General features: G+C 60.6%; 11 protein-coding genes. 1 reads left to right on the top strand and 10 read right to left on the bottom strand.

What is annotated here, in order from left to right; genetic code table 11:
* Positions 1-30: 30 nt before the first annotated feature.
* The 7 genes from AC3WQN_RS06855 to ppsA all read right to left on the bottom strand — a co-directional run bounded on the left by AC3WQN_RS06855 (position 31) and on the right by ppsA (position 6635).
* The gene (locus tag AC3WQN_RS06855; RefSeq protein WP_008048604.1) at positions 31-855 is read right to left on the bottom strand and encodes a mechanosensitive ion channel family protein; all 825 of its coding nucleotides are present in this window, start codon (positions 853-855) and stop codon (positions 31-33) included.
* Between the two features lie 2 nt (positions 856-857).
* Positions 858-1103: a CrfX protein gene (locus AC3WQN_RS06850; RefSeq protein ID WP_103399915.1), complete on the bottom strand. Its 246-nt coding sequence runs from the start codon at positions 1101-1103 to the stop codon at positions 858-860.
* Positions 1104-1166: 63 nt separating this feature from the next.
* Positions 1167-2162 (bottom strand): zinc transporter ZntB, encoded by a 996-nt coding sequence (locus AC3WQN_RS06845; protein WP_103399914.1) that lies wholly within the window; start codon positions 2160-2162, stop codon positions 1167-1169.
* 27 nt (positions 2163-2189) lie between these two features.
* Complete coding sequence (rraA, locus tag AC3WQN_RS06840) at positions 2190-2681, bottom strand: ribonuclease E activity regulator RraA (protein WP_103399913.1); 492 nt, start codon at positions 2679-2681, stop codon at positions 2190-2192.
* Between the two features lie 90 nt (positions 2682-2771).
* On the bottom strand, positions 2772-3071 hold the full coding sequence (locus AC3WQN_RS06835) for a Rieske (2Fe-2S) protein (protein WP_103399912.1): 300 nt from the start codon (positions 3069-3071) through the stop codon (positions 2772-2774).
* 99 nt (positions 3072-3170) lie between these two features.
* Positions 3171-4160 (bottom strand): alpha/beta fold hydrolase, encoded by a 990-nt coding sequence (locus AC3WQN_RS06830; RefSeq protein WP_103399911.1) that lies wholly within the window; start codon positions 4158-4160, stop codon positions 3171-3173.
* 99 nt (positions 4161-4259) lie between these two features.
* Positions 4260-6635 (bottom strand): phosphoenolpyruvate synthase, encoded by a 2376-nt coding sequence (gene ppsA / locus AC3WQN_RS06825; protein ID WP_103399910.1) that lies wholly within the window; start codon positions 6633-6635, stop codon positions 4260-4262.
* Between the two features lie 176 nt (positions 6636-6811).
* Between ppsA and ppsR the strand changes: the two genes are divergently transcribed.
* A complete protein-coding gene (gene ppsR, locus AC3WQN_RS06820) occupies positions 6812-7630 on the top strand; it encodes a posphoenolpyruvate synthetase regulatory kinase/phosphorylase PpsR (protein WP_095143067.1) in 819 nt (272 codons plus the stop codon).
* A 245-nt stretch (positions 7631-7875) separates the two neighbouring features.
* Here the strand turns inward: ppsR and prpD are convergent, their stop codons facing one another.
* The 3 genes from prpD to acnD all read right to left on the bottom strand — a co-directional run bounded on the left by prpD (position 7876) and on the right by acnD (position 13454).
* Complete coding sequence (gene prpD, locus AC3WQN_RS06815) at positions 7876-9360, bottom strand: 2-methylcitrate dehydratase (RefSeq protein ID WP_103399909.1); 1485 nt, start codon at positions 9358-9360, stop codon at positions 7876-7878.
* A 257-nt stretch (positions 9361-9617) separates the two neighbouring features.
* Positions 9618-10808: a 2-methylaconitate cis-trans isomerase PrpF gene (gene prpF / locus AC3WQN_RS06810; protein WP_103399908.1), complete on the bottom strand. Its 1191-nt coding sequence runs from the start codon at positions 10806-10808 to the stop codon at positions 9618-9620.
* A 54-nt stretch (positions 10809-10862) separates the two neighbouring features.
* Positions 10863-13454 (bottom strand): Fe/S-dependent 2-methylisocitrate dehydratase AcnD, encoded by a 2592-nt coding sequence (acnD, locus tag AC3WQN_RS06805; protein ID WP_103399907.1) that lies wholly within the window; start codon positions 13452-13454, stop codon positions 10863-10865.
* Positions 13455-13530 lie beyond the last annotated feature (76 nt).

Genomic DNA, 13530 nt, shown 5'->3' with positions numbered 1-13530 from the left:
CGGCGGGATACATTAGCAGGGTTTGCCGGGTTAGCGGCTACTAACATGCTGCTCCAGGAGAATCCGATTGGAGAGAGAGACTAGCTCACCCTCGTCGGTCAGCAATGTAGTTTTAACCGTGCCGATCTCTTCGATCTGGCCTTCGACCTCTCCAACACGCACTTGTTGCCCAACCTGATACAACTCACGCACATAGATTCCCGCAAGAATCTGACCGGCAATTTCCCGGCTTCCCAATCCCATGGCCAAGGCAACAGCCAGACCAACGGTTATCAAAACGATCACAATCACGTGGTTCAGCAGGTCGGTTTTGACCTCCAACTGGCTGATCGCAACCGAAATACTGATGATGATTACCAGGCCCTGGGCGATCCGCCCCAGACCCGACGCATAATCCAGACCCACTCCTTCAGCGGCGCCGCGCACCAGCCCGTTGGCCAGTTGCGCCAGCAATACACCTACCAGCAACACCAGCGCGGCACCGAACACTTTCGGTAAATAAAGCGCCAGCATATCGAGCGTAGCCGAAACTCTCTCCAAGCCAAGGGATTCTGCTGCAGAAACCAGAAAAATAAGTAAAACGAACCAATAGACGATCTTGCCGATCAGGGTCGAGATCGGTACCTGAAGCCCTGCGCGGGACAACAGCTTGGTCAAACCGGTACCGCCCATCAGGCGATCCAAGCCCAGTTTCGCGAGCAATTTCGAGAGCAGGGTGTCGAGCAGCTTGGCCACGACAAACCCCAGCAGCAGCACGACCAGTGCGCCAAACAGGTTCGGAATGAAGTTCGCTACCTTGGTCCACAACGCGGTCATTGCCGTGACGAGGCTCTGAGTCCAGAGATCAAGTTCCATATTCAATCAGCCTTATCAGCAGTGCGAACGGTAGGTTTACGACGGGAAACCGGCGAGACATGGGCCGATCCGTTATTCAGGGCGATCATCAGCGCCGGCAGCCAGCGGCCCAGCAAACTGAACAGATCACCGGCACCGACCTGGCGGTTGGCGGTTTTCAGTACACGGCCAAGGCATGCGTCATCGTCGCGAGTGGACGGTGATGCATTGAGCATGTCACGCAAAGACTGTTCAAACGGATCGTGCATACGCACCTCTCGTGATATCTGTGAAAGACGCGGTCGGGATTGTTCGGGTCACATGAACTTCCTTCACACCCAGCGCAAACGTCGATACAGCCACCATTGACCCAGCGCCACCAACACCATGGTCAGGCAGGCAATCAGAAAGCCATAGGCGCTTTCGGCGAAGGGAATACCCCCGACGTTGATGCCCAGCAACCCCGTCAGAAAACTCATCGGCAAAAAGATTCCGGTGATGATGCCGAAGCGGTACATCGTGCGGCTCATCTTGATGCTCAGACGCCGGTCTTCGGCCTCCAGCACCAGGCCCACGCGCTCGCGGGTCAATTCCAGCTCCTCGAGGTAGCGCGTCAGGCTGTTGTTCAATTCGTTCCAGTAATCGCCGTCGTCCTCGACGAACCACGGCAGTTTGATCCGCGTCAGCTGGCCGAAAATATCCCGCTGGGGCGCCAGGAATCGCTTCAACCCAGCCGCTCGCCGACGGATCTGCAAGATCGAGTCATGCTCGGGAGCATACCGTTCGTCGGCATCCAGTTTTTCTTCTTCGGCATCGACGACTTCCGAGAGATCGCCCACCAGATCCTGCACCTTGTTGGTGAGGTACTGGGCCAGATAGAGGATCAGTTCGGAAGCGGTCTTCGGCCCCTTGCCCTCCTCCAGCCGTGCCAGCAACTCCTCGGTGGCTCGCAGGGGACGTAAACGCAGGGAGATGACCCGCTGGGCAGAGGCAAAAATCCGTACCGAGACCATGTCTTCCGGCACGGCTCCGGGGTTGAGGTTGACCCCGCGCAAGAACAGCAACAGCTCCGAGTCCGGCAGCGCCAGCAGGCGCGGCCGGGTGTTTTCCTCGAGCAGCAAGTCGCAACTGAACTCGCTCAGGCCGCTGGTTTGACGCAACCAGGTGCGGGTTTGCGGGTGACTGCGATCCCAGTGCAGCCAAAGGCTTTCATGGGATTGCAGTTGCAGGCCATCCAGTTCAGTCCGGGCAATCGAACGCGCACCGCCTTTTCCATCGAGTACAAGGGCATGCACCAGCCCCCATTGCGCGTTGTCTTCCTCGAACATCCTCACCCCTGGTGTTTGCCTTGGCGCTTATTCTGGCATTTTCAACGGACTTGGCGAGATGATCACGCCATTGTTGTCCGCATAAACATAGTGCCCGGGGTGGAAGGTCACCCCGGCGAACGTGACCGCCACGTTGAGGTCGCCAACGCCGCGCCTGTCAGTCTTCATCGGGTGGCTGGCCAGCGCCTGCACGCCCAGATCGGTTTGCGCAATGACGTCGACGTCACGAATGCAGCCGTAGATCACCAGCCCTTCCCAACCGTTCTTCGCCGCTTTCTCGGCCAGCATGTCGCCCATCAGCGCACGACGCAGCGAACCACCGCCATCGACTACCAGCACCTTGCCCTTGCCGTCGAGCTCGACCTGCTCCTTGACCAGCGAGTTGTCCTCGAAGCATTTGATGGTAACGATTTCACCGCCGAAGGAATCACGGCCGCCAAAATTGCTGAACATCGGCTCCAGCACCTGCACCAGTTCCGGGTAGGCATCGCACAGGTCGGGAGTGAGGTAATGGTCCATCGAGAAACTCCTGCAAGAGAAAGAACACGATTGTGGGCTGTCGAAAACCCCAAGGTTACCGTACTTGAAACGAGCATCGGCACAGGATGTTTATACATCGATGCCAATACGATCCCCCTCGTACGCCACCTTCAGCATGCTCAAGCCGGGGCATGAGGCCTGCAGGGGCAATCCATCGGGCAACTGAAACTCGATACCATGCCGCTGACAGCGCAAGACATTGCCCGCCAGCGTTGCGGTGTTCAATGGCGCGCCTTTGTGCGGGCAGCTGTCCACCAGCAACAATGGCTGATTATCCACTACCAGCAACAGCAGGCTACGCCCATCGACCTGAAATGTGCGCCGATACCCCTCATTGAGATTGATCAGACGCTCAAGTGGTACGAACATAAGCGTGGCTCAGCAACCGTTTGTGACCAGAACAGCTCAATTCGTCATATCTTAGCCGTTCGCGAATAAGAACGAAACGCCCTTGTTAGAGCATCTGCTTCAGATCGCTGCGGCCAGATCGGGTCCTTGTGCCAGCAGGGGCGCCTGCTGATCCGTCAGCCAGCGCCGTACCAGCGGCCAGACCTCGGCCTGCGCAGCCTTGCTGACCAGCATCTCGACATGCCCGAAATTGTCCGAAAAGCCCTGCTCACGCCCCAGGCAGATGAACTGCTTGTGCGGCGAGCCCATCTGTTCGAACAACTTGCGACAGGCCCAGTCCGGATCCTGATGATCGCTGCTGGCACTGACGGCCAGCACCGGCACCTGAACCTCGGACAACCCTGCCCACCAGTCTTTATCGGCGTCACCAAAGCGCCCGAACAGGCCGTACCAACGCATGCCCTCCAGGGCCAGGCCAATCGGCTCGTCCTCCGGCCCACGCTTGAGACGAGCACCCGACAGTTGGGCGAAACGCTTGAGAATGAAGCGCCCACTCCACTCCACCGGCGGTATTTTCAACGGCCAGTAGGTACGGCTGACCTGGGTACCGAAAAAGGCCGCGGAGGCAACCGCAGGCTCGCCCAGGTACTGACCGCCCAAGGCGGCTGCCAGCGTGATGCCCCCCAGCGAATGGCCGATCCAGTGCGGCACCTGCCCGCTCTGCTCACGGACGAACGCGGCAATCGCCGGCAGGTCGTAACGGGCATAGTCGGCCACCCGGTTCTTGCGGTACTGCTGATTGCGCTGCGACAAGCCGTGGCCACGCATTTCCGGGATCCACACATCAAAACCGGCGCGCGCCAGATAGGCGCCCAACCCAAGGCCCTTGGGTGAAAACCAGAAACGCCGGTTGGAAAAGCTGCCGTGCAGCAAGATGACCGGAACACCGCGCACGGCGGGTTCATCGGCCATGCCCAAGCGGGTAACGGCCAGCTCAACGGTGCCGTCCGGGCTGTTGCCCGGTTTCAGGCGATAGACGTCCTCGCTCAGATCGCCGCGACGCTCGGCGCTGATCAAGGCGACAGGAAACAGGTTGCTGCTGCTTTGCATAATGTTCTTGCACAAAAAAGGGCGGCATCCACTGGAGCCCGCCCTGCTTGAATCTTAAAGCCTCGACCCACCGTAGCGGGTCGAGGCTTCATTCGCGTATCAGACCGCTGCCTGGCCTTCGGCCAGGAAGAACCAGGTTTCCAGAACGGAATCGGGGTTCAACGAAACGCTTTCGATGCCCTGCTCCATCAGCCACTTGGCCAGGTCAGGGTGATCGGAAGGACCCTGACCACAAATACCGATGTATTTGCCGGCTTTGTTACAGGCGGCAATCGCATTGGCCAACAGCTTCTTGACCGCAGGATTACGCTCGTCGAACAGGTGCGCGATGATGCCGGAGTCACGGTCCAGGCCCAGGGTCAGCTGGGTCAGGTCGTTGGAACCAATGGAGAAACCGTCGAAGAACTCGAGGAACTCTTCAGCCAGGATCGCGTTGGACGGCAGTTCGCACATCATGATGACGCGCAGACCGTTGTCGCCGCGTGCCAGGCCGTTCTCTGCCAGCAGGTCAACCACCTGGCTAGCCTCGCCCAGGGTCCGCACGAACGGCACCATGATTTCGACGTTGGTCAGGCCCATCTCGTTGCGCACACGCTTGAGGGCACGGCATTCGAGTTCGAAGCAGTCGCGGAACGATTCGCTGATGTAACGCGAAGCGCCACGGAAGCCCAGCATCGGGTTCTCTTCTTCCGGCTCGTACAGCTTGCCGCCGATCAGGTTGGCGTATTCGTTGGACTTGAAGTCCGACAGACGCACGATGACCTTCTTCGGCCAGAACGCAGCGGCCAGGGTGCTGATGCCCTCGACCAGCTTCTCGACGTAGAAACCGACTGGATCGTCGTAGCCGGCGATGCGCTTGTCGACGCTGTCCTTGATCTCCGACGGCAGGCCGTCGTAGTTCAGCAACGCCTTGGGGTGCACGCCGATCATGCGGTTGATGATGAACTCCAGGCGGGCCAGGCCCACACCGGCGTTCGGCAGCTGCGCGAAGTCGAATGCGCGATCCGGGTTGCCGACGTTCATCATGATCTTGAACGGCAGGTCCGGCATGGCGTCGACGGAGTTTTTCTTCACATCGAAGCCCAGTTCGCCTTCGAAGATGAAACCGGTGTCGCCTTCGGCGCAGGAAACGGTCACGCCCTGGCCGTCTTTCAACAGCTGGGTGGCGTTACCGCAACCGACCACGGCCGGAATACCCAATTCACGGGCAATGATCGCCGCGTGGCAGGTACGGCCACCGCGGTTGGTCACGATGGCGCTGGCACGCTTCATCACCGGCTCCCAGTCCGGGTCGGTCATGTCGGACACCAGCACGTCGCCCGGCTGGACTTTGTCCATCTCGGAAACGTCCTTGATGATGCGGACCTTGCCGGCACCGATGCGCTGGCCGATAGCGCGGCCTTCCACCAGCACGGTGCCGGTTTCCTTCAACAGGTAACGTTCCATGACGTTGGCCTGGGTGCGGCTCTTCACGGTTTCAGGGCGAGCCTGAACGATGTACAGCTTGCCGTCGTCACCGTCCTTGGCCCACTCGATGTCCATCGGGCACTTGTAGTGCTGCTCGATGATCATCGCCTGCTTGGCCAGTTCGCTGACTTCGGCGTCGCTCAGGCAGAAACGTGCACGATCGGCCTTGTCGACGTCGATGGTCTTGACCGACTTGCCGGCCGTGGCCACTTCGCCGTAAATCATCTTGATGGCTTTGCTGCCCAGATTGCGGCGCAAAATGGCCGGGCGACCGGCTGCCAGCGTGTGCTTGTGAACGTAGAATTCGTCCGGGTTCACCGCGCCTTGTACGACGGTTTCACCCAGGCCGTAGGCGCCGGTGATGAACACCACGTCGCGGAAGCCCGACTCGGTGTCGAGGGTGAACATCACGCCGGCAGTGCCGGTTTCCGAGCGCACCATGCGCTGCACACCGGCAGACAAGGCCACCAGCTTGTGGTCGAAGCCCTGGTGCACGCGGTAGGAAATGGCGCGGTCGTTGAACAAGGAGGCGAACACTTCCTTGGCGGCGCGGATGACGTTCTCGACACCGCGGATGTTCAGGAAGGTTTCCTGCTGACCGGCGAAGGACGCGTCCGGCAAGTCTTCGGCGGTGGCCGAAGAACGCACGGCAACCGCCATGTCCGGGTTACCGGCCGACAGGCTGGCGAACGCGGTGCGGATCTCGGCGTTGAGACGCTCCGGGAACTCGGCGTCCATGATCCACTGACGGATTTGCGCGCCGGTCTTGGCCAGGGCGTTGACGTCATCGACGTCCAGCGCATCGAGCGCGGCGTGGATCTGGTCGTTCAAACCACTTAATTCGAGAAAATCACGATAAGCCTGAGCTGTCGTGGCGAAGCCACCCGGGACCGATACACCGGCACCTGCAAGGTTACTGATCATCTCGCCCAGGGATGCGTTCTTGCCCCCCACATGCTCCACATCATGGACGCCGAGCTTATCGAGGGAAACTACGTACTCTACCAAGGTGATCTCTCCACTAACTGTGTTGGAAAAGCTCAGGGCACTGGCCGCTCTTCATGAGCATTTGCCAGCAATATGGCCTGGACCTGGAAAATAAGTGAGAATGCCAGCCAATCCAGGCCGACAAATCGCGCCTATCATATCCAAGAATCGTCACCAGCTTAAGGCCCAAGGCGCAAATGAAACGATCTGCTTTCTTTATCTCCGATGGCACGGGTATTACGTCCGAAACTCTGGGTCAAAGCCTGTTGGCGCAGTTCGAAAACATAACCTTCAGCAAAGTCATTCGTCCGTACATCGACAACGCCGACAAAGCGCGGGCCATGGTACAACAAATCAACGCAGCCGCCGAAAAGGACGGCTTTCGCCCGATCATCTTCGACACAATCGTCAATCAGGACATACGTGAGATTCTCGCCACCTCCAATGGTTTCATGATTGACATTTTTTCGACCTTCCTCGCCCCGCTGGAGCAGGAATTGAGCGAGCACTCCTCGTACTCGGTCGGCAAGTCCCATTCCATTGGCCACAACTCCAATTACATGGAGCGTATCGAGGCGGTGAACTTCGCCCTGGACAACGACGACGGCGCCCGTACCCACTACTACGACAAGGCCGACCTGATCCTGGTGGGCGTGTCGCGTTGCGGCAAAACCCCCACCTGCCTGTACATGGCCATGCAATTCGGGATCCGCGCAGCCAACTACCCGCTGACCGAAGACGACATGGAGCGCCTGCAACTGCCCAATGCCCTGCGCGCCCACCAGCACAAGCTGTTCGGCCTGACCATCGACCCGGACCGCCTCACCGCGATCCGCAACGAGCGCAAGCCCAACAGCCGCTATTCGAGCTACGCCCAGTGCGAGTTCGAGGTGCGCGAGGTGGAAAACCTGTTCCGCCGCGAGAACATCCCGCACATCAACTCCACCCATTTCTCCGTGGAAGAAATTTCCGCGAAGATCCTGGTGGAAAGAGGCGTGGAGCGGCGTTTCAAATAGTTGCGCAACCCCCTATGCACCCTCCTGGCCTGCAAATCCGTGCACGCCGTCAATCAAGGGTGAACGCTGCCACCGTGGCGAGGGAGCTTGCTCGCGCTGGGGCGTGAAGCGCCCCCTCCACAAAACGATCACAGCCTTTCAGATCACACTCGGCGAACCATTCTGGAGTTGCTGCGCAGCCCAGCGCGAGCAAGCTCGCTCGCCACGGGGTATGTATTTGCTCCCCCCGCTCCTTGACGCCCCGGTCAGATCACGAACAAGTCCATGAAACGGTTGACCGGTGTCGCTTCGAGTACAGCCTGATCCTTGCACAGGGCAAGGATCAGCGCCGAACGCTGGGCGGTGAACCGGGTGGCCAGGTTGGCCTTGAATTTGTCTTCCAGCAGCGGAATGCCCTCGGCACGACGGCGGCGATGTCCGATCGGGTACTCGACCACCACCTGCTCCGTGCTTGAACCGTCCTTGAAGAACACCTGTAGTGCATTGGCGATGGAACGCTTGTCGGCCTCCAGGTACTCGCGGGTGTAACGCGGTTCTTCGATAATCTCCATCTTCTCGCGCAACACATCGATGATCGGGTGCGCTGCGTGAAAGGTGTCTTCGTACTGCTCCGCCACCAGATTGCCGAAGGCCAGAGGGACGGCGGTCATGTACTGGATGCAGTGGTCACGGTCGGCGGCATTGGCCAGCGGGCCAACCTTGGAAATGATGCGGATCGCCGACTCGTGAGTGGTGATGACGATCTTGTCGATTTCATGCAGGCGATTGCGCACCTGCGGATGCAACGTCACCGCGGCCTCGCAGGCAGTTTGCGCGTGGAATTCGGCCGGAAAACTGATCTTGAACAGCACGTTTTCCATGACGTAGGTGCCGTAAGGCTGCGAGAAACTGAAAGCCCGCTTGTCTTCGGACTTGAGCGCCAGGTCCTTGTTGGTGTGGCTGAACAGCACATCGTAGAAACCCCACTGCGGCGCGCTCAGCACACCCGGGATGCCCATTTCGCCGCGCAGTGCGATGTCCGCCAGGCGCACGCCACGACTGGAGGCATCGCCCGCCGCCCAGGATTTGCGCGAGCCGGCATTCGGCGCATGACGGTAAGTGCGCAACGCCTGGCCATCGACAAAGGCGTGGGACAACGCTGACAACAGTTGCTCGCGGTTGGCACCCATGAGTTTGGCCGCCACGGCGGTAGACGCGACTTTGACCAGCAGCACATGATCGAGGCCGACCCGATTGAAGGAGTTCTCCAGTGCAATCACGCCTTGAATCTCATGGGCCATGATCATTGCGTCCAGCACCGCCCGCATGGTCAACGGCGCCTCGCCATTGGCGACGCGTTTTTGCGACAGGTGATCGCTGATCGCCAGAATCGCCCCCAGATTGTCCGAGGGATGGCCCCACTCCGCCGCCAGCCAGGTGTCGTTGTAGTCGAGCCAGCGCACGATGCAGCCGATGTCCCAGGCGGCCTTGACCGGATCCAGGCGGTAACTCGTACCGGGAACACGCGCGCCACAGGGCACGACGGTGCCTTCGACGACAGGGCCCAGGTGTTTGGTGCATTCGGGAAAGCGCAGGGCCAACAGGCCGCAGCCCAAGGTATCCATCAGACAATTGCGAGCCGTATCCAAAGCCTCTTGGGACTCGATCTTGAAGCTCAGTACGTAGTCGGCAATGTCCTGCAGGACCTTGTCGTAGTCAGGGCGGTTGTTCAGGTCAACGTTGGCGCTCATGTTCGATTCACTCGGTAAGTGGTTCGTAAATGGGGTTAGGTCGGACCTCGATTCAGGGCTAGCACAGACAGATAATCATTATTGTGGCGAACACATTTCCCGTGGCGAGGGAGCTTGCTCCCGTTGGGGCGCAAAGCGCCCCGAAATCCGCAATTTCATGGTGTCAGATACGCCAGACTTATCGCTTTACGACTGCTTTGCAGTCGAGCGGGAGCAAGCTCCCTCGCCACGGTATTTCATTCATCCAGGCAACCGCGTTAGAACGAGTCGCCCGGCACCCGTACAAACCCTTCCATCAACACCCGCGCGCTGCGGCTCATGATGGCCTTGGTCACGGTCCATTCGCCGCCAACCTGACGGGCTTCGGCGCCGACGCGCAAGGTGCCCGACGGGTGCCCGAAACGCACGGCACTGCGATCAACGCCACCGGCCGCCAGGTTCACCAGCGTGCCGTTGATGGCTGCGGCGGTACCAATGGCCACGGCTGCGGTGCCCATCATCGCGTGGTGCAACTTGCCCATGGACAGCGCACGCACCAACAGGTCGATGTCCTGTGCCGCGACCGCCTTGCCACTGGAAGAAACGTAGCCGGCAGCCGGCGCAACGAACGCCACCTTGGGGGTGTGTTGACGCTTGGCCGCTTCGTCCAGGTTCGAGATCAGGCCCATGCGCAATGCGCCGTAGGCACGAATGGTTTCGAACATGGCCAGCGCTTTCGGGTCGCTGTTGATGTCGCCCTGCAACTCGGCGCCGGTGTAACCGATATCCTGCGCATTGACGAAGATGGTCGGGATACCGGCATTGATCATGGTGGCCTTGAAGGTACCAACGCCAGGCACTTCCAGGTCATCCACCAGGTTGCCGGTCGGGAACATCGAGCCGCCCGCGCCCTCTTCCTCGGCCGCCGGACTGATGAACTCCAACTGCACTTCAGCGGCGGGAAAGGTCACGCCATCGAGCTCGAAATCACCGGTTTCCTGCACCGCACCGTCGGTGACGGGTACATGGGCGATGATGGTCTTGCCAATGTTGGCCTGCCAGATTCGCACCACGGCCACGCCGTTGTCCGGCACGCGACCGGCATCGACCAGGCCGCTGCTGATGGCGAATGAACCGACGGCCGCCGAGAGGTTGCCGCAGTTGCCGCTCCAGTCGACAAAAGGCTTGTCGATGGACACCTGGCCAAACAGGTAGTCGACGTCGTGATCGGCCTTGAGGCTCTTGGACACGATCACCGTCTTGCTGGTGCTCGAGGTCGCCGCGCCCATGCCGTCGATCTGTTTTTCGTAAGGGTCGGGGCTGCCAATCACGCGCAGCAGCAAGGCATCGCGGGACGCGCCCGGCACCTGCGCCACTTCAGGTAAATCCTGCAGGCTGAAGAACACGCCTTTACTGGTACCGCCACGCATGTAGGTCGCGGGAATCTTGATCTGAGGTACGTGAGCCATAGTATTCCTTGTGTGCCGGGACAGGGCGTCGGCGCCCTGTCCCGGCAGGTCGCGTTAGACGGCAACAGCCGATTCGAGGAAGTCCTGCGCGAAGCGCTGCAACACGCCGCCTGCTTCGTAGATCGAGACTTCTTCAGCGGTGTCGAGACGGCAGGTCACCGGTACCTGGACCTGCTCACCATTCTTGCGAGTGATGACCAGCGTCAGGGTGGCGCGCGGCGTGCGCTCGCCGATGACGTCGTAGGTTTCAGTGCCGTCGATGCCCAGGGTCTTGCGGTCGGTGCCCGGTTTGAACTCCAGCGGCAACACCCCCATGCCCACCAGGTTGGTGCGGTGGATACGTTCGAAACCTTCGGCGGCGATCGCTTCGACACCCGCCAGGCGCACACCCTTGGCCGCCCAGTCACGGGACGAACCCTGGCCATAGTCGGCACCAGCGATGATGATCAGCGGCTGCTTGCGATCCATGTAGGTCTCGATCGCTTCCCACATGCGCATGACCTGGCCTTCCGGCTCGACACGGGCCAGCGAACCCTGCTTGACCTTGCCGTTTTCCTGAACCATTTCGTTGAACAGTTTCGGGTTGGCGAAAGTCGCGCGCTGCGCGGTCAGGTGGTCACCACGGTGGGTGGCGTAGGAGTTGAAGTCCTCTTCCGGCAGGCCCATTTTCGCCAGGTACTCGCCGGCGGCGCTGTCGAGCATGATGGCGTTGGAAGGCGACAAGTGATCGGTGGTGATGTTGTCCGGCAGTACTGCCAGAGGGCGCATGCCCTTGAGCGGACGTGCCCCGGCCAGCGCGCCTTCCCAGTACGGCGGACGACGGATGTAGGTGCTCATTTCGCGCCAGTCGTACAGCGGCGCGACTTTCGGGCCGGTGTCTTCGTGGATGGCGAACATCGGGATATACACCTGGCGGAACTGCTCCGGCTTGACCGAAGCTTTCACCACTGCGTCGATTTCTTCGTCGCTCGGCCAGATGTCTTTCAGGCGGATTTCCTTGCCATCAACCACGCCCAACACGTCTTTTTCGATGTCGAAACGGATGGTGCCGGCGATGGCGTAGGCGACCACCAGTGGCGGCGAAGCAAGGAACGCTTGCTTGGCGTACGGGTGAATCCGGCCGTCGAAGTTACGGTTGCCGGACAACACGGCCGTGGCGTACAGGTCGCGGTCGATGATTTCCTGCTGGATCACCGGGTCCAGTGCGCCGGACATGCCGTTGCAGGTGGTGCAGGCGAAGGCCACGACGCCGAAACCGAGCTGCTCCAGCTCATTGGTCAAACCAGCCTCATCAAGGTACAGCGCCACGGTTTTCGAACCCGGCGCCAGGGACGACTTGACCCATGGCTTGCGGGTCAGACCGAGCTTGTTGGCGTTACGCGCCAAGAGGCCTGCGGCGATCACGTTGCGCGGGTTGCTGGTGTTGGTGCAGCTGGTGATGGCGGCAATGATCACCGCGCCGTCCGGCATCTGGCCAGGCACGTCATCCCAATGTCCGGCGATACCTTTGGCGGCGAGATCCGAGGTCGCCAGGCGAGCGTGCGGGTTGCTCGGGCCGGCCATGTTGCGCACCACCGAGGACAGGTCGAAGGTCAGGCCGCGCTCGTATTGCGCGCCTTTCAAGCTGTCAGCCCACAGACCGGTCTGCTTGGCGTAGTTTTCCACCAACTGCACCTGCTCGTCTTCACGGCCGGTGAGTTTCAGGTAGTCGATGGTCTGCTGGTCGATGTAGAACATCGCCGCCGTAGCGCCGTATTCCGGGGCCATGTTGGAAATGGTCGCGCGGTCGCCGAGGGTCAGCTTTGACGCGCCTTCGCCGAAGAATTCCAGCCACGCACCCACTACTTTTTGCTTGCGCAGGAACTCGGTCAGCGCCAGCACCATGTCGGTGGCGGTGATGCCCGGTTGCAGCTTACCGGTCAGTTCGACACCGACGCTTTCCGGCAAGCGCATCCACGATGCGCGGCCGAGCATCACGCTCTCGGCTTCCAGGCCACCGACACCGATGGCGATCACACCCAGGGCATCGACGTGCGGGGTGTGGCTGTCGGTGCCGACGCAGGTGTCGGGGAATGCCACGCCATCGCGCACCTGGATCACCGGAGACATTTTCTCCAGGTTGATCTGGTGCATGATGCCGTTGCCCGGCGGGATCACGTCGACGTTCTTGAACGCCTTCTTGGTCCAGTTGATGAAGTGGAAACGGTCTTCGTTGCGACGGTCTTCGATGGCGCGGTTCTTCTCGAACGCCTCCGGATCGAAGCCACCACGCTCGACGGCCAGGGAGTGGTCGACGATCAACTGGGTCGGCACCACAGGGTTCACCTGGGCCGGATCGCCGCCTTGCAGGGCAATGGCATCGCGCAGGCCGGCAAGGTCCACCAGTGCGGTCTGGCCGAGAATGTCGTGGCACACCACGCGGGCCGGGAACCACGGGAAGTCGAGGTCGCGCTTGCGCTCGATGAATTGCTTCAGGGAGTCGGTGAGCGTGGCCGGGTCGCAACGGCGGACCAGGTTTTCCGCCAGCACGCGGGAGGTGTACGGCAGGGTGTCGTAGGCGCCGGGCTGGATAGCCTCGACCGCCGCGCGGACATCGTAGTAATCCAGGTGGCTGCCAGGCAGCGTTTTACGGAATTCTGTGTTCATCGGTCAGGACTCGGGTCACGGTAGTTTCAAAGGGTGGGGCCTGGCGCCAGACTTGAAGTGTTCTCGGTCATATGTG

This window comes from Pseudomonas sp. FW300-N1A1, assembly GCF_058789115.1.
The sequence above is the reverse complement of the archived record's forward strand: the minus strand, read 5'-3'. Positions and strand labels throughout refer to the sequence as shown.